Raw genomic sequence first — 18,568 nt, forward strand, 5'->3', positions numbered from 1 at the left:
GTCCACTGTGTTGGTTCTGAAGTAATGAACCAGTGCTGTTCTTTGAATACAGCATGTCCGGTTGTTATCTTCATAGTGTTTCGGTGGTTATTGCGTTAGGGAAACGCCCGGTTACATTCCGAACCCGGAAGCTAAGCCTTTCAGCGCCGATGGTACTGCAGGGGGGACCCTGTGGGAGAGTAGGACGCCGCCGAACAATTTTTTAGGGCCCTGGTGGGGAACTTCGGTTCCCCACCAGGGCCCTTTTTGTATTCTTGCGGACGGCTCGCTCGCGGTGTCCATTCGGCGGACTCCCGGCATCTCTAACGGAACACAGACTCCCCGTCAGGCGCGAGCAAAGGCCATCCTTCCTCGGCACCCATCGAAGGACCGGCCCAGAGACCGCTGTTGTTGCTTCGTCAGTCGGGCGGTGCGGCTGTCAGGAGCGTGGTGAGCCCGGCCGCGGCGGCCGGTGGCGAAGGCCTTGATGACGAACGATGACGACGAGACGACCTCGACGGTCAAACCGTGACGGGGCCGACAGCGGACGATGCCTCAGCGGACGTTGCCTCAATTGCCGCCTCGGCCACGGCCCTTAGGGCATTCGCGCGTGATGACGGTGAGACGTGGTGCGCGGCGCAGCGGCGCATGGGAGGTCGCGGTCCGGTCGGCCGAGCCGAGTGGCCAATCCGTCAGCGGTATGTCGTCCGCTGCGGGCAGCATGAGCAGGCCCCCGTGCCGCCCGGTGTGGTCATCCGGTCAGTTCCCGGGGGTGGAGCCGACGGTGTGCGCGGAGCTGTTTTCTGCGCTGCCGGGGGAATCGACGCGGGCGGCGCGGGCCAGCTCGAGGTCGAGTGCCTCGCGGCGAATCCTCTGGTCCATGTAAAGGAGAGCGGTGACTCCCGCTGTGATCGGAAGAGTGACCGTCGCGCTGATGACGCCGCCGATCCCGATGACCACGAGGAACGTCCAGCCGACGGAGGCGGCCTCACCGGACAGCCAGTCCGCCGCGCTGTCCCCGCCGAGCACCATGGCGACCACGCTGGTCGGGATCTCGACGATCGCCTCGACCACGACGACGATGAGGAGAGCGAGGAGCTGTATACCGAAGACGCGCCACCAGGCGCCGCGCACCAGCTTGGCGGAGCGGCGCAGGGCGGTGGTCACCGATGCCTTTTCCAGCATCAGCGCGGGCGCGGCGAGACTGAAGCGGATCCACAGCCAGATGGCGACACCGAAGGCCGCGAGCCCGCCCAGGAGCGCTAGGGCGGCACCGCCGCTCTCCGCCCCGGCCGCGATGAGCAGGATCCCCGGGGTGACGCCCGCGGCGGCGACGCCGACGACGATCAGCGGCAGCAGGAAGAGCAGTCCGCACAGCCGGGCCAGCTGCGGCCGGGCGCTGCGCCAGGCGTCGGCGGTGGTCACCTGGCGGCCCAGCACGGCGCGGCTGGCGACGACGGTCAGCAAGGCCGTGGCGACGACGGTGCCGAGCATGCCCAGCAGCAGGGCGACGCCGCTGGAGCCGAGCGAGCCGCCGATGGCGTCCAGCGTCTCGCGGAGCGTCGGGTCCGAGGTGTCGTCGAGGGCGTCCAGCCCGGACACGTCCCGGAACCACAAGCCCGTGGCGGTGGTCACCAGGATCTGGGTGACGACGGCGACAACGAGGGAGACGCCGAGGACGGTGCGCCAGTGGGCCCGCATGGTGGAGACCGCGCCGTCGAGGATCTCGCCGACGCCGAGCGGCCGCAGCGGGATGACGCCGGGGCGAGCCACCGGTGACGGCTGCGTCCATGCGACTCCCCGGGCCCCCTGGTCCACGGGGCCGGCCGGCTGCGGGAACGAAGGGGGAGGGCCGCCCGACGCGGACCAGCGGCCCGCCGGCGGCTGCCGCTCGGCCCACTTGGCGCCCCATACGGGCTGTTCCGGGACCACGGGCCGGTCGGACCCCTCGTCCGTGCCGCGGGCATCGCGGTCGGGCTCGTCGGAAGGGGAGGATCCGGGCGGCGCCCAGCCCGGGGAGTCGTTCATCTTCGCTCCTTCTCACTGCCCCGCCGAGTGCGGCGGTGGCCCGTCGGCTGCCATCGTCCCACGGAGGCCCGGGCTACGGGCCGGGCCCAGCGCGTCCGTAGCCCCGCTCGGCATGGCGGGCCCCGGCACCCAGGACCGCGCGTCCATCGAGATCGAACAAGGCCCCCCGGCATGCGGTGGCCGACATCACGATCCCGTATGCTCCGCCTTCCAGAGCGGAGCCGGGAACCGGGATTCCCGTTGCCCCCGCTGGGCACACAGGCGTACAGCCCCGGCTTTGATGTCGTCCCGCCGCAGCTGCTGACAGCGATCGTCACGGAACAGGGCGTGATATCGCCGGTCGCGGCCGCCGGTATCGACGAGCTGTGCGTCAGGTCACGATCGGGTAATGGGATGATGTCGATATGAAGGGACGCGTCCTTGTCGTCGACGACGACACCGCACTGGCAGAGATGCTCGGCATCGTGCTGCGCGGCGAAGGCTTTGAACCGTCGTTCGTGTCGGACGGTGACAAGGCTCTCGCAGCCTTCCGCGAGGCCAAGCCCGACCTGGTGCTGCTCGATCTCATGCTCCCCGGGCGGGACGGGATCGAGGTGTGCCGGCTGATCCGGGCCGAGTCCGGAGTGCCGATCGTCATGCTCACCGCCAAGAGCGACACCGTCGATGTCGTGGTGGGGCTCGAATCGGGAGCGGACGACTACATCGTCAAGCCGTTCAAGCCAAAGGAGCTGGTGGCCCGGATCAGGGCCAGGCTGCGGCGTTCCGAGGAGCCCGCGCCCGAGCAGCTCGCCATCGGCGACCTGGTCATCGACGTGGCCGGGCACTCGGTGAAGCGGGACGGGCAGTCGATAGCGCTGACCCCGCTGGAGTTCGACCTGCTGGTCGCGCTGGCCCGTAAGCCGTGGCAGGTGTTCACCCGAGAGGTGCTCCTGGAGCAGGTCTGGGGTTACCGGCACGCCGCCGACACGCGGCTGGTCAACGTGCACGTGCAGCGGCTGCGCTCGAAGGTCGAGAAGGACCCGGAGCGGCCGGAGATCGTGGTGACCGTGCGCGGCGTGGGTTACAAGGCCGGGCCGAGCTGACATGTCCGGGACCGGCTCCGCTCCGCAGTCCGAGAAGCCGGGCGGCAGCGCCGCGGGAGGTACTCGTACGGGTCGCCCTGTCGACCCGTCGGGTGACATCCCGCTCTTCCGGCGGCTGTGGAGCGGTGGCCATCTGCTGCCCGACGGTGCGACCGGGGGGCCGGCGCATCCGCTGATCCGGCTGTTCGGCCGCTGGGTGCGCCGTCCGCTGCTGCCTGCCGCGCGGTTGTGGCGGCGCAACATCCAGCTCCGCGTGGTCGCCACCACGCTGCTGATGTCGCTGGGCGTGGTGCTGCTGCTCGGTCTGGTGGTCATCGGCCAGGTCCGCAACGGTCTGCTGGACGCCAAGCGGCACGCGGCGCAGTCCCAGGCCGCGGGCGGGTTCGAGGTGGCCGAGCAGATGGCCGACGCCCCGCGCGGCAGCAGCGGCCAGGACGAGGCCGGTGCGGGGAGCCGGGGCATACAGAACTCCGGGACCTGGCTGACGGACCTGGTGCAGCAGCTCGCCAGCGGCGGCAAGGGCTCGTACTCCGTGGTGGCGCTCAGCTCCGAGTCCCCCGGGGAGCCGTCTGTCGCCCATCGGGGCCCGCGGGCCTCAGGCGACATCAACCCCGAAAGCGTGCCCTCGGACCTGCGGAAACGGGTCGGCGAAGGCACGGACACGTATGAGCAGTACGCCAAGATCGTTTACGGCTCCGGCCACGAGGAGCCGGCGCTGGTCATCGGCAAGCAGCGGAACGACAACAGCGGCAAGCCGTACCAGCTGTACTACGTCTTCCCCTTCACCCAGGAGGAGAAGTCGCTGAGCCTGGTCAAGGGGACGCTGGCGACGGCCGGGGTGTTCGTCGTCGTGCTGCTCGGCGCTATCGCCTGGGTCGTGGTGCGGCAGGTCGTCACGCCCGTACGGATGGCCGCGGGGATCTCCGAGCGGCTGGCCGCCGGCTTGCTGCAGGAGCGGATGAAGGTCACCGGAGAGGACGACATCGCCCGCCTCGGCGAAGCCTTCAACAAGATGGGGCAGAACCTCCAGGGCAAGATCCAGCAGCTGGAAGAGCTGTCCCGGCTGCAGCGCCGCTTCGTCTCGGACGTCTCGCATGAGCTGCGCACACCGCTGACGACTGTACGGATGGCGGCGGATGTCATCCACGAGGCCCGAGACGACTTCGACCCCGTCACGGCGCGTTCCGCGGAGTTGCTGATCGGGCAGCTCGACCGGTTCGAGTCGCTGCTCGCGGACCTGCTGGAGATCAGCCGTTTCGACGCGGGTGCGGCCGCGCTGGAAGCGGACTCGATCGATCTGCGCGACGTGGTCCACCGGGTCGTCGACGGGGCCGAGCCGCTCGCCGAGCGGAAGGGCAGCCGGATACTGGTGCGCGGCGCCGAGTACCCGGTGGTCGCCGAGGCCGACGCCCGGCGGGTCGAACGGGTGCTGCGCAATCTCGTGGTCAACGCCGTGGAGCACGGCGAGGGCCGGGACGTGGTGGTGCGCCTCGCCGCGTCGCACAGCGCGGTCGCCGTCGCCGTACGGGACTACGGTGTCGGGCTCAAGCCGGGTGAGGCCACGCGCGTGTTCGACCGCTTCTGGCGGGCCGACCCGGCGCGGGCCAGGACCACCGGCGGCACCGGGCTCGGCCTGTCCATCGCCGAGGAGGACGCGCGGCTGCACGGTGGCTGGCTCCAGGCGTGGGGCGAGCCGGGCGGCGGCTCCCAGTTCCGGCTGACCCTGCCGCGCACGGCGGGCGACGCGCTGCGTGCCTCGCCGATCGCCCTGGAACCGGAGGACTCGCGCCGTAACCGCAGCCTGCGCGGCTCCGGGCTGCCGCAGGGGCCTGGGCGGCGCCGGGTCACCGCCCTGCCCACCCAGGTGCGACCCGCGCTCCCGCCGGGCCGCCCGCAGCCCTCCGCGGAGCCCACTGACCCCGGTGACCCCACCGACCCCTCCGCATCGCCTGACGACGTCCAGTCGTCCGCGCGTGGCGGCGGGCAGCCCAACCGGACCGAATCGGGAGGCTCACCCCGTGGCCGCTGATCGCCAACGCCGCCCGCGGGTTCTCCGCTCCCGCCGTTACCTGGGCACCCCCGCGCTGCTGGCCTGCGGCGCGCTGGTGCTGACGGGGTGCGCCTCGATGCCCGGCAGCGGCGACGTGAACCGTGTGGACTCCTCCCCGCCCGGCGAGATCGACTCCCAGGTACGGGTCTACGGCGTGCGCCCGGGCGCGGGTGAGCAGCCCCCCGAGCTGGTCTCCGGCTTCCTGGAGGCGACCACGAGTGACGAGGAGAACTTCGGCACCGCGAAGATGTACCTCACCGGCGGCGCGGCCGAGAACTGGGATCCGTTCGCCGCCGTCACCGTGCTCGCACAGGCCCCCAAGATCACGGTGACGGGGGACCGGGACAGCGACGGAGTGACCGTGGAGCTGTCCGGCACCCAGCTGGCCGAGGTGGACGCCCACCACGCGTACGAGCCGCGGGAGAAGCCGTACAAGAAGCGCCTCCACGTCGCGAAGTCGGGCTCCGAGTGGCGGATCGACAGCCTCCCACCGGGCGTGATCATGGTCGAGTCGGACTTCCAGCGCATCTACCACTCGGTCAACAAGTACTACTTCGCCAAACTCGGCCCGGACGCCGAGACCTCGCGGGTGATCGGCGAGGAAGTCCTGGTGGCCGACCCGGTCTATGTGCGGGAACGCATAGATCCGATCACGTGGACGGTGAAGGCCCTGCTCGACGGGCCGACCAACTGGCTCGACCCGGTGGTCCGCACGGCCTTCCCGACCGGCGCGGCGCTGCACGATGCCAAGAAGAAACTCAGCCTCGACGGCTCCAACGGGCTGGATGTGCGGCTCAACGACAAGGCGTCGCACGTGAACGAGGCGCTCTGCCGCCAGATGGCGGCGCAGGTGCTGTTCACCGTGCAGGACCAGGCGTCGGCGCAGCTCAGCAGCGTGCGACTGGAGGGGCCCGACGGCTCGGAGCTGTGCGAGCTGTCGCGTGATGGGGCGCTCGTATACGCCCCGGACTCCATCAACGGGCGCGCTGAGCACCAGTACTTCGTCGACGAGCGGCACCGTGTGATGCGCCTGTCGGACCCGGAAGGGGAGGCGGCTCCCGTGCCGGGGCCGCTCGGCGAGGACACCGCGCAGCTGCGTGCCGTGGCGGTGGCACGGGACGAACGGCTCGCCGCGGGCGTCTCCCGCGATGGCCGGAACCTGTACGTCACGGGGCTGGAACCCGGTGCGGAGCGCGGTGACGCCCAGCTCCGCAGCCGGGCGGGGGGCGCGCGGAACGGGCTGTCGGCCCCCAGTTGGGATGGCCTGGGAGGGCTGTGGGTGGCCGACCGGGACCCTGGCCGACCCCGGCTGCTGCGCCTGCACAGCGGCATCACAGAGGGCATCGAGGAGGTCCGGATCCCGCAGCTGGACGGGCGGCGGATCGAGATGCTGCGGGTCTCGGCGGACGGTATGCGGATCGTGCTGCTGGTGGAGCGGGACGGCCATACGGAGCTGCTGATCGGGCGGATCGAGCGCCGCGGTACCGCCGACAAGCCGGACCTGTCGGTGGAGGGCCTGCGCCCGGTCGCGCCGAGGCTGGAAGAGGTCGACGCCGTTTCGTGGGCGGGCGGCAGCCGCCTGGTGGTCGCGGGCCGTGAGTCCCAGGGCGTGCAGCAGTTGCAGTACGTGGAGACGGACGGTTCGCCCGCGAACCTGCCGGCACCGCCCAGCCCGAACCGGGTGGAGATGCTGGCGGCCTCGGAGGTTCCCGGTAAGCCGCTTGTCGCCGAGTCGATGGACGGCATCGTCCGGCTGCCGCAGAGCGGAAGCTGGAAGACGGTGGCCGATGAGGGCTCTTCGCCCGTCTACCCGGGGTGAGTGCCGCCCTGACCTGGGCTTATGAGGCGTTGTGGATAACTCGCCAGCCGATGCGCGGCGGGTTGTCCACAGGGGTGGCGGCCCTCCCCGCCTCGGGGGACAGTGGTGCCTGCGGGGGGTGATCGCCATGCGGGGGTGGTGGCAGGAGGTCAGCGGCTTGGTGCTGCCGGTCGGCTGCGCCGGGTGCGGACGGCCGCGTACGGCGCTGTGCGGGCGGTGCCAGGCGGTGCTGTGCGGGCCGGGAGTGCGGCGGGTGTGGCCGCAGCCGGTGCCGGCAGGGCTCCCGGCCGTGCACGCGGCGGGGGCGTACGAGGACGAGATACGGGCGGTGCTGCTCGCCCACAAGGAGCGTGGCGGACTGCGGCTTGCCGAACCGCTCGGGGCGGCTTTGGCGGGCGCGGCGCGGGCTGCGGCGCGGGCTGCTGTCCGCAGCGGCGGGGATGGCGGCGCCGGGACGGCATCCGGGGGCGGCGAGAGGGCGGGGCCCCGCAGGTGCCCGGGCGGGCCGCTGCTGCTCGTGCCGGTGCCGTCTGCGCGGCGTGCGGTGGCCGCGCGGGGCCATGACCCGGCTCGCCGTATCGCCCGAGCCGCGGCGGGGGCGCTGCGGCGGCGGGGAGTGCCGGCCAGGGCTCTGCCGGTGCTGCGGCAGCGTCGGAGCGTGCGGGATCAGTCAGGGCTGGACGCGCGGCAGCGACGGGCCAATCTCCGCGGCGCCCTGCGCGTGGCGGCGGGTGCCGGAGGGCTGCTGGCGGCCGGGCCGGTGGTCCTGGTGGACGATCTCATGACCACCGGGGCATCGCTGGCGGAGGCGGCACGTGCGGTACGGGAAGCCGCGTGCCCGGTCGCGGGCGCCGCCGTGGTCGCCGCACCACCGGTTGCGTTCGAAATGAACCGGAACTCAAATAGAACATAGATCGTTGCAGGTAGTGGGGGAAACCGAACACTCGACTGGAGGTACGGGCGGGTAAGGGGTGCCGACTTCCGCACAGGAGGGCTATGTTCGGTTGTGAGGGATGGCAGGCGCTATGCCTCGTATAGCCGCTTGGTGGCAATTCGTGCTGCTCCTTTCGGACAGTGGCAGAGGTGGGTGGCGATCTTGTTCATGGGGGAGGAGGAGGTGAAAGCCGCCAAGCCGGTGGCTCCGGAAAACCCCGGAGCCTAGTGCAGCAAGGGACGCGCTCCGCGCTCGCCGTGGAGCGACCCGGGAACGGAGTTCTGCGTGGACATCGTCGTCAAAGGCCGCAAAACAGAGGTGCCCGAGCGGTTCCGGAAGCACGTGGCGGAAAAGCTGAAGCTGGAGAAAATCCAGAAGCTCGACGGCAAGGTGATCAGCCTGGACGTCGAGGTGTCCAAGGAACACAACCCCCGGCAGGCGGACCGCTCCGACCGAGTCGAGATCACCCTGCGGTCCCGTGGACCGGTGATCCGGGCGGAAGCCGCGGCCGCGGATCCGTACGCAGCGCTGGACCTGGCAGCGAGCAAGCTGGAGGCGCGCATGCGAAAGCAGCACGACAAGCGCCACACACGGCGTGGCAACGGCCGGATTCCGGCCAGTGACGTGGCAGTCGCGGTCCCCGAGGCCGCCCGTATCAACGGCACCGGAGAGATCGCCGCGCAGCGCACGGTCGAGGCCGTGCCGACCACCAGGATGGGTCCCCTGGAGGTCAAGGGAGAAGGGCCGCTGGTAGTGCGCGAGAAGACGCACGCCGCGGCACCGATGACGCTGGGCCAGGCGCTCTACGAGATGGAGTTGGTCGGACATGACTTCTATCTGTTCGTCGACTCCGAAACCAAGCGGCCGAGCGTGGTGTACCGGCGGCACGCCTATGACTACGGCGTGATCCACCTGGAGCCCGAGGCGTTCGTAGGAGAGGAAGCCGGAGGGGCGGGCGGCTCGCTCGGCGGCTGACCGGCCAGGCGCCGGGCCGCGGATGTGATGTCACGGTGGTGCCCCGGGGTGACTGTGCGCCCCCGGGGCACCAGTGTGCCGTCCTTGGGGCACCACCCCACGGCCCGGGCATGAAATCATGACTGAGCGGCGCAACCGGCGTATGGACCGGACCGGTTGACGGCGCACAGCCGCGCGCAGAGAGCGCGCGCAGCAAGGGCCATGGCCTTCAGGGGGAGGAACGATGGCGGACAGCTTCGGGCCGGTATCCGAGGGAGACCACGATCGCGGCGTCGAGGCCGGTACAGACAGGGGTGGGGCGCGCGAGGAGCCGATCCGGGTGCTCGTGGTGGACGATCACGCGCTCTTCCGGCGCGGACTGGAGATCGTCCTCGCGCAGGAGGAGGACATCCAGGTCGTCGGTGAGGCGGCGGACGGCGCGGAGGCCGTGGACAAGGCGGCCGACCTGCTGCCCGACATCGTGCTGATGGACGTCCGGATGCCCAAGCGCGGCGGTATCGAGGCGTGCACCTCCATCAAGGAGGTGGCGCCCAGCGCCAAGATCATCATGCTGACGATCAGCGACGAGGAGGCCGACCTCTACGATGCGATCAAGGCGGGCGCCACGGGCTATCTCCTCAAGGAGATCTCCACCGACGAGGTCTCCACCGCCATCCGGGCGGTAGCCGACGGCCAGTCCCAGATCAGCCCGTCGATGGCCTCCAAGCTCCTCACCGAGTTCAAATCGATGATCCAGCGCACGGACGAGCGCCGACTGGTGCCCGCGCCCCGCCTGACAGACCGGGAACTGGAGGTTCTCAAGCTCGTCGCGACCGGCATGAACAACCGCGATATCGCCAAGGAGCTCTTCATCAGCGAGAACACGGTGAAGAACCATGTGCGGAACATCCTGGAGAAGCTCCAGCTGCACTCGCGGATGGAGGCCGTGGTGTACGCGATGCGGGAGAAGATCCTCGAAATCCGCTAGGCGGCGGCGAGGAACCCGTCGGATCCCCAGCGGATTCCCCGCCGCAGCCCGGTACCGCGGCTCAGCGCAGTGCCGCGGCCAGCGGCGCCGCCAGCTCCGGCTGGTCCACCCTCTCGATCCGTACGTTGTCGCAGCCCACCCACTCGGCGGCCTCCCGCAGCGCCCGCGCCATCGGCCCGACGGCCTTCGGCGTCTCCAGCGACACCTGACGCGCCACCAGCGTCCTCCCCTCCCGCGCCGGGTCGATCCTGCCCAGCAGCCTGCCGCCCGACAGCAGCGGCATCGCGAAGTAGCCGTACACCCGCTTGGCCTTGGGGACGTACGCCTCGAGCCGGTGGGTGAAGCCGAAGATCCGCTCCGTACGCGCCCGGTCCCATATCAGGGAGTCGAAGGGGGACAGCAGCGTCGTGCGGTGCCGACCGCCGTTCGCCGACGCCGCAGCGAGCGCCTCGGGGTGGGCCCAGGCGGGCTTCCCCCAGCCCGCCACCTCCACCGGAACCAGCCCCGAGTCCGCGATCACGTTGTCCACCTGCTCGCCCTTGAGGCGGTGGTAGTCGGCAAGATCCGCGCGGGTGGCCACGCCCAGCGACTGCCCGGCCAGCCGGACCAGACGCCGCAGGCACTCCGCGTCGTCCAGGTCGTCGTGGAGCAGCGCGCCCGGCACCGCGCGCTCCGCCAGGTCGTACACCCGCTTCCAGCCGCGGCGCTCGCTGCAGACCACTTCGCCGTACATCAGCGCCCGCTCGACGGCGACCTTCGCCTCCGACCAGTCCCACCACGGGCCGCCGTTCTTGGCGCCGCCCAGTTCCGTGGCGGTCAGCGGGCCCTCGGTGCGCAGCTGCTTGATCACCGCCTCGTAGGCCCCGTCCGCCAGCTTGTGGCCCCAGTGCGGGCGGGCGCGGTAGGCCCGCCGCCGGAACGCGAAGTGCGGCCATTCCTCGATGGGCAGGATGCAGGCCGCGTGCGACCAGTACTCGAAGCTGGCCGGTGAACCGGCCGGGGAGCCCGACACGCCCGCCGCCGCGGCGTTCCAATACGCGTCCTCAACCGTCCGGCGGCCGACCGCGCCGAGCCGTGCGTACGGCACGAGCTCGTGTGAGCGCGCCAGCACGGAGATCGTGTCCAGCTGCACCGCGCCGAGGTGGCGCAGCACCCCCCGGACGCCGCCTCTGTGGTCCGGAGCGCCCAGGAATCCCTGGGCGCGCAGCGCGATCCGGCGCGCCTCGTCGGCGGACAGACTGACCTCGGGCACAGGGGCCGCAACGGAGACAGCACTCGTCATGCGGACACCGTAGAGGTCACCACTGACAACCGGCTCTGACCAGGCACGATGCTCACGCTGCGCGGGCAGGACCCGGTCCCTGCGGCCGTGGCGGCCAGGGGCCGCGGCCACGGACGGCGTCAGGAGCTCAGGCCTGGGGGCCCGGCAGGTAGGGCGCGACCGAGGGCAGGCCCCAGTCCGACGGCAGCAGCGATCCGATCCAGGCGTCCCGCCGCGTCCCCTCGTGCGGGATCTTCGCCCGCAGCGTGCCCTCCATCCGGAAGCCGATCTTCAGCGCGACCGCTCGCGAGCCCACGTTCCCGGCCTCCGCGTACCACTCCATGCGCTCCACGCCCAGCTCCGTGAAGGCCCAGTCGACCAACGCCCGCCCCGCCTCGGCGGTGTAGCCGCGGCCGCGGTGCTCCTTGGCGGTCCAGTAACCCAGCTCGGCCTGCCGCTCGGGGCCGCGCAGGTCGGCCAGCCGGACCAGGCCCACGGCGCCGACCAGCGCCCCGCCGTCCTTGGTGACCGCCGCGAAGTTGTACGTCATGTCGTCCCGCCAGCCTTCCGAGCAGATCCGCCCGACGAAGTCCGCCGCGTGGTCGCGCGTGTACGGACTGGGGACGTTGGTCCATCGCGGAATGTCGGGGTCTTGGCACGCCGCGTACACGGCTGGCGCGTCGGAGGGCTCGAAGGGGCGCAGGACCAGGCGCTCGCTGGTGAGGGTGATGGGCTCCATGAACTGAGTCTGGTGCCTGGGTCCACGGGCGCGCGAGCGAAATCCCGGGGTATCACGGAGGGCGGCGCGGGCACCTTGAGCGTCCCCCGTACGTTGGGAATGACAGGTGACACCCGGTCTTCGTGAGGACGGACCTCCCGGCGCGGCGGGGTCCTGTCTTACGATGGCCGTTGCGGCGGGGCCAGCGCCGCTTGATAATGCCGCGCCAGCGCACCCGACCGTGCCACGCCCGACCGGCAAGGAGCCAGCCTACGTGTCCGTCCTCAACAAGCTCATGCGTGCAGGCGAAGGAAAGATCCTGCGCAAGCTGCACCGCATCGCGGACCAGGTCAATTCCATCGAAGAGGACTTCCTGGGCCTCTCCGACGCCGAGCTGCGCGCCCTTACGGACGAGTACAAGGAGCGGTACGCCGACGGCGAGAGCCTCGACGACCTGATGCCCGAGGCGTTCGCCACCGTCCGCGAAGCCGCCAAGCGCGTCCTCGGCCAGCGTCACTACGACGTTCAGATCATGGGCGGTGCGGCCCTTCACCTCGGGTATGTGGCCGAGATGAAGACCGGTGAGGGCAAGACCCTCGTCGGCACGCTGCCCGCCTACCTCAACGCGCTGTCCGGCAAGGGCGTCCACCTGATCACGGTCAACGACTACCTGGCCGAGCGCGACTCCGAGATGATGGGCCGGGTGCACAAGTTCCTCGGTCTCGAGGTCGGCTGCATCCTCGCCAACATGACGCCCGCGCAGCGCCGCGAGCAGTACGCGTGCGACATCACCTACGGCACCAACAACGAGTTCGGCTTCGACTACCTGCGCGACAACATGGCGTGGTCGAAGGAGGAACTGGTCCAGCGCGGACACAACTTCGCGATCGTCGACGAGGTCGACTCCATCCTCGTCGACGAGGCCCGTACGCCGCTGATCATCTCCGGCCCCGCCGACCAGGCGACCAAGTGGTACGGCGACTTCGCCAAGCTGGTCACCCGGCTGACCAAGGGTGAGGCCGCCAACCCGCAGAAGGGCCTGGAGGAGACCGGGGACTACGAGGTCGACGAGAAGAAGCGCACCGTCGGCATCCACGAGGCCGGTGTCGGCAAGGTCGAGGACTGGCTGGGCATCGACAACCTCTACGAGTCGGTCAACACCCCGCTCGTCGGCTACCTGAACAACGCCATCAAGGCCAAGGAGCTGTTCAAGAAGGACAAGGACTACGTCGTCATCGACGGCGAAGTCATGATCGTCGACGAGCACACCGGCCGTATCCTCGCCGGCCGCCGCTACAACGAGGGCATGCACCAGGCGATCGAGGCGAAGGAAGGGGTGGACATCAAGGACGAGAACCAGACGCTCGCCACGATCACCCTCCAGAACTTCTTCCGCCTCTACGGCAAGCTGTCCGGCATGACCGGTACGGCCATGACCGAGGCGGCCGAGTTCCACCAGATCTACAAGCTGGGCGTCGTGCCGATCCCGACGAACCGGCCGATGGTCCGGATGGACCAGTCCGACCTGATCTACCGCACCGAGGTCGCGAAGTTCGACGCCGTCGTCGAGGACATCGTCGACAAGCACGAGAAGGGCCAGCCGGTCCTGGTCGGCACCACCTCGGTCGAGAAGTCCGAGTACCTCTCCCAGCAGCTCAACAAGCGCGGGGTGCGGCACGAGGTGCTCAACGCCAAGCAGCACGACCGGGAGGCGGTCATCGTCGCCGAGGCCGGTCGCAAGGGCGCGGTCACGGTCGCGACCAACATGGCCGGACGCGGTACGGACATCAAGCTCGGCGGCAACCCCGACGACATCGCCGAGCGGGAGCTGCGCAGCCAGGGCCTGGACCCGGTGGAGCACGTCGAGGAGTGGGCGGCCGCGCTGCCCGCCGCCCTGGAGCGTGCCGAGGCCGCGGTCAAGGCCGAGTTCGAGGAGGTCAAGGAGCTCGGCGGGCTGTATGTGCTGGGCACCGAGCGGCACGAGTCGCGGCGTATCGACAACCAGCTGCGCGGTCGTTCCGGCCGTCAGGGCGACCCCGGCGAGTCCCGGTTCTACCTCTCGCTCGGCGACGACCTGATGCGGCTGTTCAAGGCGCAGATGGTCGAGCGCGTGATGGCCATGGCCAACGTCCCCGACGACGTCCCGATCGAGAACAAGATGGTCACCCGCGCCATCGCCTCCGCCCAGTCGCAGGTGGAGCAGCAGAACTTCGAGACCCGTAAGAACGTCCTGAAGTACGACGAGGTCCTCAACCGGCAGCGCGAGGTCATCTACGGCGAGCGCCGCCGGGTCCTGGAAGGCGAGGACCTGCACGAGCAGATCCGGCACTTCATGGACGACACGATCGACGCGTACATCCAGGCCGAGACCGTGGAGGGCTTCGCCGAGGAGTGGGACCTGGACCGCCTGTGGGGCGCGTTCAAGCAGCTCTACCCGGTGCAGGTCACCATCGACGAGCTGGAGGAGGATGCCGGCGACCGCGCCGGGATCACCGCCGAGTTCATCGCCGAGGCCGTCAAGGACGACGTCCACGCGCAGTACGACGCCCGTGAGGAGGAGCTCGGCTCCGAGATCATGCGCGAGCTGGAGCGTCGCGTGGTGCTGTCGGTGCTGGACCGCAAGTGGCGTGAGCACCTCTACGAGATGGACTACCTCCAGGAGGGCATCGGCCTGCGCGCGATGGCCCAGAAGGACCCGCTGGTCGAGTACCAGCGCGAGGGCTTCGACATGTTCACCGCCATGATGGAGGGCATCAAGGAGGAGTCCGTCGGCTACCTGTTCAACCTGGAGGTCCAGGTCGAGCAGCAGGTCGAGGAGGTGCCGGTGCAGGACGCGGAGGACAAGGCGTCCCTGCGGAAGGACAAGGAGGCCGCGGTTCCGGCCGCCGCCGGCGGCCGCCCGGAGATCCGCGCCAAGGGCCTGGAGGCTCCGCAGCGTCCGGACAAGCTGCACTTCACCGCGCCGAAGGTGGACGGCGAGGGCGACATCGTCGAGGGCGACTTCGCGACCAGCGACCAGCCGCCGGCGCCGCGTGCGTCGGAGTCGGACGGCCTGACGCGCGCGGAGCGCCGCAAGGCGGCGGCGAAGGGCGGACGGCGCCGCAAGAAGTGAGCGCGTAACCCTTTCGCCGGGTAGTACGGGCCGGGGCACGGCGGCAACAGGCCGCGGTGCCCCGGCCCGTCCGTTTCAGCGGGGGTGTTGCGTCGGGCCCACCTCTGTCGTCGGGCCCACCTCCACGGCCGCGCAGCGCCAGCGGTCGTCCGGCCCGCGTTCCAGCCGGAACGCGAACGCCCGCAGCCGGTCGCCGGAGATGATGCGGGCGAACGCCTCGATGACGCCGTCCCGCGGCTGGTACTCGCCGCAGCGCTCAAGGTACGGGGCCGCCGCCGCGTCGGAGGCGGGGCGTAGCGGAGCCTGCGGCGCGAGGGCCACCAGCTGGTCGTACGCCTCCGGGAGGGCGTGGCCCAGCAGGACGTGCACGGGGCGTTGCCCGCTGAGGGTGAGCAACAGCCGGTGCGCGAACCAGTAGCGCGGCAGGCGTTCCCGTGCTTGGCGCCGCGCGGCGGCGGCCGCCTGCGCCGACACCAGCCGGGTGCCGCTGGGCCGCCGGGAATCGCGGCGGCCGGGCGGCCCGGTGCGGGCCGAGGGGCGCGTGCGGGCCTGCGTGGGCACGCGCGCGGGGACCGCACGGTGCGCGGATCCGTCCGCCGTGCGGGCCGGCACCCTAGTGCCCGCGACGGTCCCCGCAGTGGTTCCTGCGCCGGTTCCCGCGGTGGTTCCCGCGGTGGTCCCCGCGGTGGTTCCTGCGACGGTCTCAGCGGCGGTCCCCGCGCCGGTGCCCGCGATGGTCGCCGCGGCGGTTGCTGCGGCGGTCCCCGCAGTGGTGCCTGCGACGGTCTCAGCGGCGGTCCCCGCGGTGGTTCCCGCGTTGGGGGGAGCCGCGCGGTTGACGGCGCGGGCCGCGAGGTCTGCGGCGGCCGCCGCCTGTGCTCCGGTGAGCGACGGCCGCGGAGGCGCGGCGTGCGTGGTGCCGAGGCGCGTCCCCGGCGCGTCGGCGGCGGGGACCGACTCGGGTGCGTTCGCGGCCCTGTCGTCCTCCTCTGCCGTGGCCTTGCCATCCCCATCTGATGTGGCCCTGTCGTCCTCCTCTCGTAAGGCGGTGGCCGGGCTCCTGCCCGGTGCTTCGGTGGCGACGGCTGTCCCGGCCGCGTCGGCGGTGTGATCCGCCGCTGCTGAGTCGGCGGTGAGGGCCGTCCCTGGGCGGCCCGTCGCGCCCGGGCCCGGTGGATTCGCGGCCGTGGGCTCGGCGAAGGTGCTGGTGCTTCCGTTCCTGTTCGTCATCGGTCCCCCCGCTCCGGGCTGTCGGCCCGGTGGATACCAGTGAGTAACTTCGGTGGTGTGCTCTTCTACCGAGCCGTTTCCGGCAGCGGCAAGGGGGGCCGCCCCATGCCGGGGCGGTTGGGGAGGTTCCCCTATCAGGGGGCGGGCCCCACTGCGCGCACAGGGTGTTCGGCTGCGCCGAGCGGGGACGCGCGCCCGTATGCTGGCTCCACAACAGTCCATCCGTAAGCCCTCGTAGAGAGCTTTCACGAAAGCGGCAGCCATGCGCGTCTATGTCCCCCTGACTCTCCCCGGGCTCGCCGAGGCGCACAAGGCGGGCGAGCTGGGTCCGGCGCCGCTGGACGCCTACGCCGTGACGCCCGCGCTGCGTGAGTGGTACGTCTCCGACGACATCGAGGAGCTGGAGTACGCGGCGCTGAGCCGGGCCGCTCAGGCGTCGCTGCGCCGACTCGCCGTGGACCCCGGCGCGCCGCGCCGCCGGGTCGTGGTGGCGCTGGACGTGGCCGAAGGGGCGGCGGTCGCCGATCCCGACCGGGGCCTGGACCAGTCCGCGCTGGGCGAGGTGCGCATCACCTCCGCCGTGCCGCTGACCAAGGCCGCCGCGGTGCACGTCGACTCCGGCGACGCGGAGGCGGACGTCGCCGCGGCCGCTGAGGCGCTGGGCGCGGCCGATCTCGGTGACGACGACGCGCAGTTCGTCGTGGACGGGGCGGAGGACCACGAGTTGCTGTGGTACGCCACGCAGGAGATCCCCAACCTCATCGGCTGAGCGCCCCGGTATCCACAAGCCGTCCCGTCTGTCAGACCCGGTCGGTACCGTCTTGGGCATGGGGAAGAACGCGGCACACATCGTCTGGGACTGGAACGGCACGCTTCTGCACGACATCGACGCCGTCATCGCGGCGACGAACGCCTCCTTCGAGGAGATCGGCCTGCCGCCGATCACGCTGGAGCGCTATCGGGAGCTGTACTGCGTCCCGGTGCCGCGGTTCTACGAGCGGCTGATAGGCAGGCTGCCCACCGAGGAGGAGTGGCAGGTCATGGACGCCACCTTCCACCGCTACTACTGGGCGATGGCCGAGACCGCCGGGCTGGCCCTCGGCGCCAAGGAACTGCTGGCCGACTGGCAGGCCGCGGGTCTCACGCAGTCGCTGTGCTCGCTGGCCCCGCACGATCTGCTGGTGCCGTTGGTGCGGACGCACGGCATCGAGCAGCACTTCGTGCGGGTGGACGGCCGGATCGGCAACAGCAATACCGGCAAGGCCGAGCAGATGGTGGGCCACCTCGCGGCGTTGGACGGTGTGCCGCCGGAGCAGGTAGTCGTGATCGGGGACGCGGCGGACGACGCGATAGCCGCCGCGCACGCGGGTGCGCATGCCGTGCTCTACACCGGTGGCTCGCACAGCCGGGCGAGCCTTGAGGCCGCCGGGGTGCCGGTGGTCGACACCCTGGCCGAGGCCGCGGAGCTGGCCGGGCGGATGGCCGGGGCACGCCCGTCCAACGGCTCGGTCGCGTAACCCGTCCACTCGGTCGCGTAACCCGTCCAACGGCTCGATCGCGTCAGTGTGCGGAAGGCTCGCATACGTGAACCGTGTGTGAGCGCAAGTGCTGACACAGGCGCCGGGCGGGCCGGAAATCCCGTCCGGAGCCTGCGGATCCGGCGAGCACCTCGCCGGGGTCTTTGGCGCGTGTCAGCTCATAGTGCGCGTTGGATCACCTGCATGTCAGTCCACCTGTGTGTCGGCCCACCCTGCGTGCCCGTCCACCTGCGTGCCCGGCCACCCTTGCGTCAGCCCACCTTCGTACTGGTGCGCAGGACCTCCAGGAACTCGCGCATCCACGCGGGGTTGTCCGGCCACGCCCGTGCCGAGACCAGCGGGCCGTCCACCACGACCTCCTTGTCCTGGAAGCCCGCCCCGGCGGCCTGCATGTCCAGCTCCAGCGCCGGGTACGCGGTCACCCTGCGTCCCGTGAGGCCGTCGATGGCCGCCGTCAGCAGGGCGCCGTGACAGGTCTGGGCCACCGGTTTGTCCGCGTCGAAGAAGGCCTTGAGGATCTTGCGCAGTTCCGGGTCGTTGCGCAGATACTCCGGGGCCCGGCCGCCCGGAATCACAAGGGCGGCGTACTGTCCCGGGTCGACTTCGGCGAAGGCGAGGTCCGCCGGCCAGGTGTACCCTGCCTTCTCGGTGTACGTGTCGAAGCCCTCCTCGAAGTCGTGCACGACGAAGCGCAGCTTCTTGCGGCTCGGGGCGGCGATGTGGACCTCGTACCCCTCCTCGAGCAGCCGCTGGTACGGGTAGAACACCTCCAGCGACTCCGCCGCGTCACCGGTAACGATCAGGACCTTCGCAGCCGTCATGCTGCCCACCTCTGCCTCGTCACGTGTTTCCACGCTACTCGCCGTCCCGCTCAC

At 70.8% G+C, this 18,568-nt stretch carries 14 protein-coding genes and 1 rRNA gene; 10 read left to right on the forward strand and 5 right to left on the reverse strand.

From position 1 onward, the window contains the following. The first annotated feature begins 79 nt into the window (after window positions 1-79). Window positions 80-196 (forward strand): 5S ribosomal RNA (gene rrf / locus ACQUSR_RS20805). A 542-nt stretch (window positions 197-738) separates the two neighbouring features. On the opposite strand, the gene ACQUSR_RS20810 is transcribed toward rrf, so the two are convergent. After that, window positions 739-2,007 carry a hypothetical protein gene (locus ACQUSR_RS20810; protein WP_431044092.1) on the reverse strand — a complete coding sequence of 423 codons (1,269 nt, stop codon included), beginning with the start codon at window positions 2,005-2,007 and terminating at the stop codon, window positions 739-741. Between the two features lie 404 nt (window positions 2,008-2,411). On the opposite strand from ACQUSR_RS20810, the gene mtrA reads away from it, so the two are divergent. From mtrA to ACQUSR_RS20840, 6 genes are all read left to right on the forward strand, one after another. Further along, on the forward strand, window positions 2,412-3,089 hold the full coding sequence (gene mtrA / locus ACQUSR_RS20815) for a two-component system response regulator MtrA (protein ID WP_030250475.1): 678 nt from the start codon (window positions 2,412-2,414) through the stop codon (window positions 3,087-3,089). 1 nt (window position 3,090) lies between these two features. Next, window positions 3,091-5,118, forward strand: coding sequence for an MtrAB system histidine kinase MtrB (mtrB, locus tag ACQUSR_RS20820; RefSeq protein WP_431044093.1), 2,028 nt, complete (start codon window positions 3,091-3,093; stop codon window positions 5,116-5,118). Further along, window positions 5,108-6,958 carry an LpqB family beta-propeller domain-containing protein gene (locus ACQUSR_RS20825; RefSeq protein WP_431044094.1) on the forward strand — a complete coding sequence of 617 codons (1,851 nt, stop codon included), beginning with the start codon at window positions 5,108-5,110 and terminating at the stop codon, window positions 6,956-6,958. The genes mtrB and ACQUSR_RS20825 overlap by 11 nt, the downstream gene beginning before the upstream one ends. Window positions 6,959-7,085: 127 nt before the next feature. Continuing rightward, window positions 7,086-7,871, forward strand: coding sequence for a ComF family protein (locus ACQUSR_RS20830; protein WP_431047744.1), 786 nt, complete (start codon window positions 7,086-7,088; stop codon window positions 7,869-7,871). Window positions 7,872-8,177: 306 nt separating this feature from the next. Beyond that, a complete protein-coding gene (gene hpf, locus ACQUSR_RS20835) occupies window positions 8,178-8,867 on the forward strand; it encodes a ribosome hibernation-promoting factor, HPF/YfiA family (protein ID WP_431044095.1) in 690 nt (229 codons plus the stop codon). Between the two features lie 223 nt (window positions 8,868-9,090). After that, the gene (locus tag ACQUSR_RS20840) at window positions 9,091-9,834 is read left to right on the forward strand and encodes a response regulator (protein WP_431044096.1); all 744 of its coding nucleotides are present in this window, start codon (window positions 9,091-9,093) and stop codon (window positions 9,832-9,834) included. 61 nt (window positions 9,835-9,895) lie between these two features. Here ACQUSR_RS20840 and ACQUSR_RS20845 read toward each other — a convergent pair whose 3' ends face one another. After that, window positions 9,896-11,116, reverse strand: a complete 1,221-nt coding sequence (locus tag ACQUSR_RS20845; RefSeq protein WP_431044097.1) for a winged helix-turn-helix domain-containing protein — start codon at window positions 11,114-11,116, stop codon at window positions 9,896-9,898. A gap of 127 nt (window positions 11,117-11,243) precedes the next feature. Then, window positions 11,244-11,834, reverse strand: coding sequence for a GNAT family N-acetyltransferase (locus ACQUSR_RS20850; RefSeq protein WP_431044098.1), 591 nt, complete (start codon window positions 11,832-11,834; stop codon window positions 11,244-11,246). A 253-nt stretch (window positions 11,835-12,087) separates the two neighbouring features. Here ACQUSR_RS20850 and secA point away from each other — a divergent pair, with 253 nt between their 5' ends. Continuing rightward, window positions 12,088-14,925 (forward strand): preprotein translocase subunit SecA, encoded by a 2,838-nt coding sequence (gene secA / locus ACQUSR_RS20855; protein WP_431044099.1) that lies wholly within the window; start codon window positions 12,088-12,090, stop codon window positions 14,923-14,925. Window positions 14,926-15,000: 75 nt separating this feature from the next. Here secA and ACQUSR_RS20860 read toward each other — a convergent pair whose 3' ends face one another. Continuing rightward, a complete protein-coding gene (locus ACQUSR_RS20860) occupies window positions 15,001-16,155 on the reverse strand; it encodes an Rv3235 family protein (protein WP_431044100.1) in 1,155 nt (384 codons plus the stop codon). Window positions 16,156-16,417: 262 nt separating this feature from the next. Here ACQUSR_RS20860 and ACQUSR_RS20865 point away from each other — a divergent pair, with 262 nt between their 5' ends. Both ACQUSR_RS20865 and ACQUSR_RS20870 read left to right on the forward strand, forming a co-directional pair. Further along, window positions 16,418-16,924, forward strand: a complete 507-nt coding sequence (locus tag ACQUSR_RS20865) for a DUF6912 family protein (protein ID WP_431044101.1) — start codon at window positions 16,418-16,420, stop codon at window positions 16,922-16,924. 58 nt (window positions 16,925-16,982) lie between these two features. Continuing rightward, window positions 16,983-17,672, forward strand: a complete 690-nt coding sequence (locus ACQUSR_RS20870) for an HAD family hydrolase (protein ID WP_431044102.1) — start codon at window positions 16,983-16,985, stop codon at window positions 17,670-17,672. A 272-nt stretch (window positions 17,673-17,944) separates the two neighbouring features. On the opposite strand, the gene ACQUSR_RS20875 is transcribed toward ACQUSR_RS20870, so the two are convergent. After that, window positions 17,945-18,514: a DJ-1/PfpI family protein gene (locus ACQUSR_RS20875; protein WP_431044103.1), complete on the reverse strand. Its 570-nt coding sequence runs from the start codon at window positions 18,512-18,514 to the stop codon at window positions 17,945-17,947. Window positions 18,515-18,568: the final 54 nt, after the last annotated feature.

The organism is Streptomyces sp. P1-3, assembly GCF_050613155.1.
Classification (GTDB): domain Bacteria; phylum Actinomycetota; class Actinomycetes; order Streptomycetales; family Streptomycetaceae; genus Streptomyces.

Excerpts from the sequence above, each read along its gene's own strand:
- mtrA (WP_030250475.1), top strand. The coding sequence starts at position 2,412 with ATGAAGGGACGCGTCCTTGTCGTCGACGACGACACCGCACTGGCAGAG.
- ACQUSR_RS20865 (WP_431044101.1), top strand. The coding sequence starts at position 16,418 with ATGCGCGTCTATGTCCCCCTGACTCTCCCCGGGCTCGCCGAGGCGCAC.
- ACQUSR_RS20810 (WP_431044092.1), bottom strand. The coding sequence starts at position 2,007 with ATGAACGACTCCCCGGGCTGGGCGCCGCCCGGATCCTCCCCTTCCGAC.
- ACQUSR_RS20875 (WP_431044103.1), bottom strand. The coding sequence starts at position 18,514 with ATGACGGCTGCGAAGGTCCTGATCGTTACCGGTGACGCGGCGGAGTCG.
- ACQUSR_RS20870 (WP_431044102.1), top strand. The coding sequence starts at position 16,983 with ATGGGGAAGAACGCGGCACACATCGTCTGGGACTGGAACGGCACGCTT.
- ACQUSR_RS20860 (WP_431044100.1), bottom strand. The coding sequence starts at position 16,155 with ATGACGAACAGGAACGGAAGCACCAGCACCTTCGCCGAGCCCACGGCC.
- mtrB (WP_431044093.1), top strand. The coding sequence starts at position 3,091 with ATGTCCGGGACCGGCTCCGCTCCGCAGTCCGAGAAGCCGGGCGGCAGC.
- ACQUSR_RS20850 (WP_431044098.1), bottom strand. The coding sequence starts at position 11,834 with ATGGAGCCCATCACCCTCACCAGCGAGCGCCTGGTCCTGCGCCCCTTC.
- ACQUSR_RS20840 (WP_431044096.1), top strand. The coding sequence starts at position 9,091 with ATGGCGGACAGCTTCGGGCCGGTATCCGAGGGAGACCACGATCGCGGC.
- ACQUSR_RS20830 (WP_431047744.1), top strand. The coding sequence starts at position 7,086 with ATGCGGGGGTGGTGGCAGGAGGTCAGCGGCTTGGTGCTGCCGGTCGGC.
- ACQUSR_RS20845 (WP_431044097.1), bottom strand. The coding sequence starts at position 11,116 with ATGACGAGTGCTGTCTCCGTTGCGGCCCCTGTGCCCGAGGTCAGTCTG.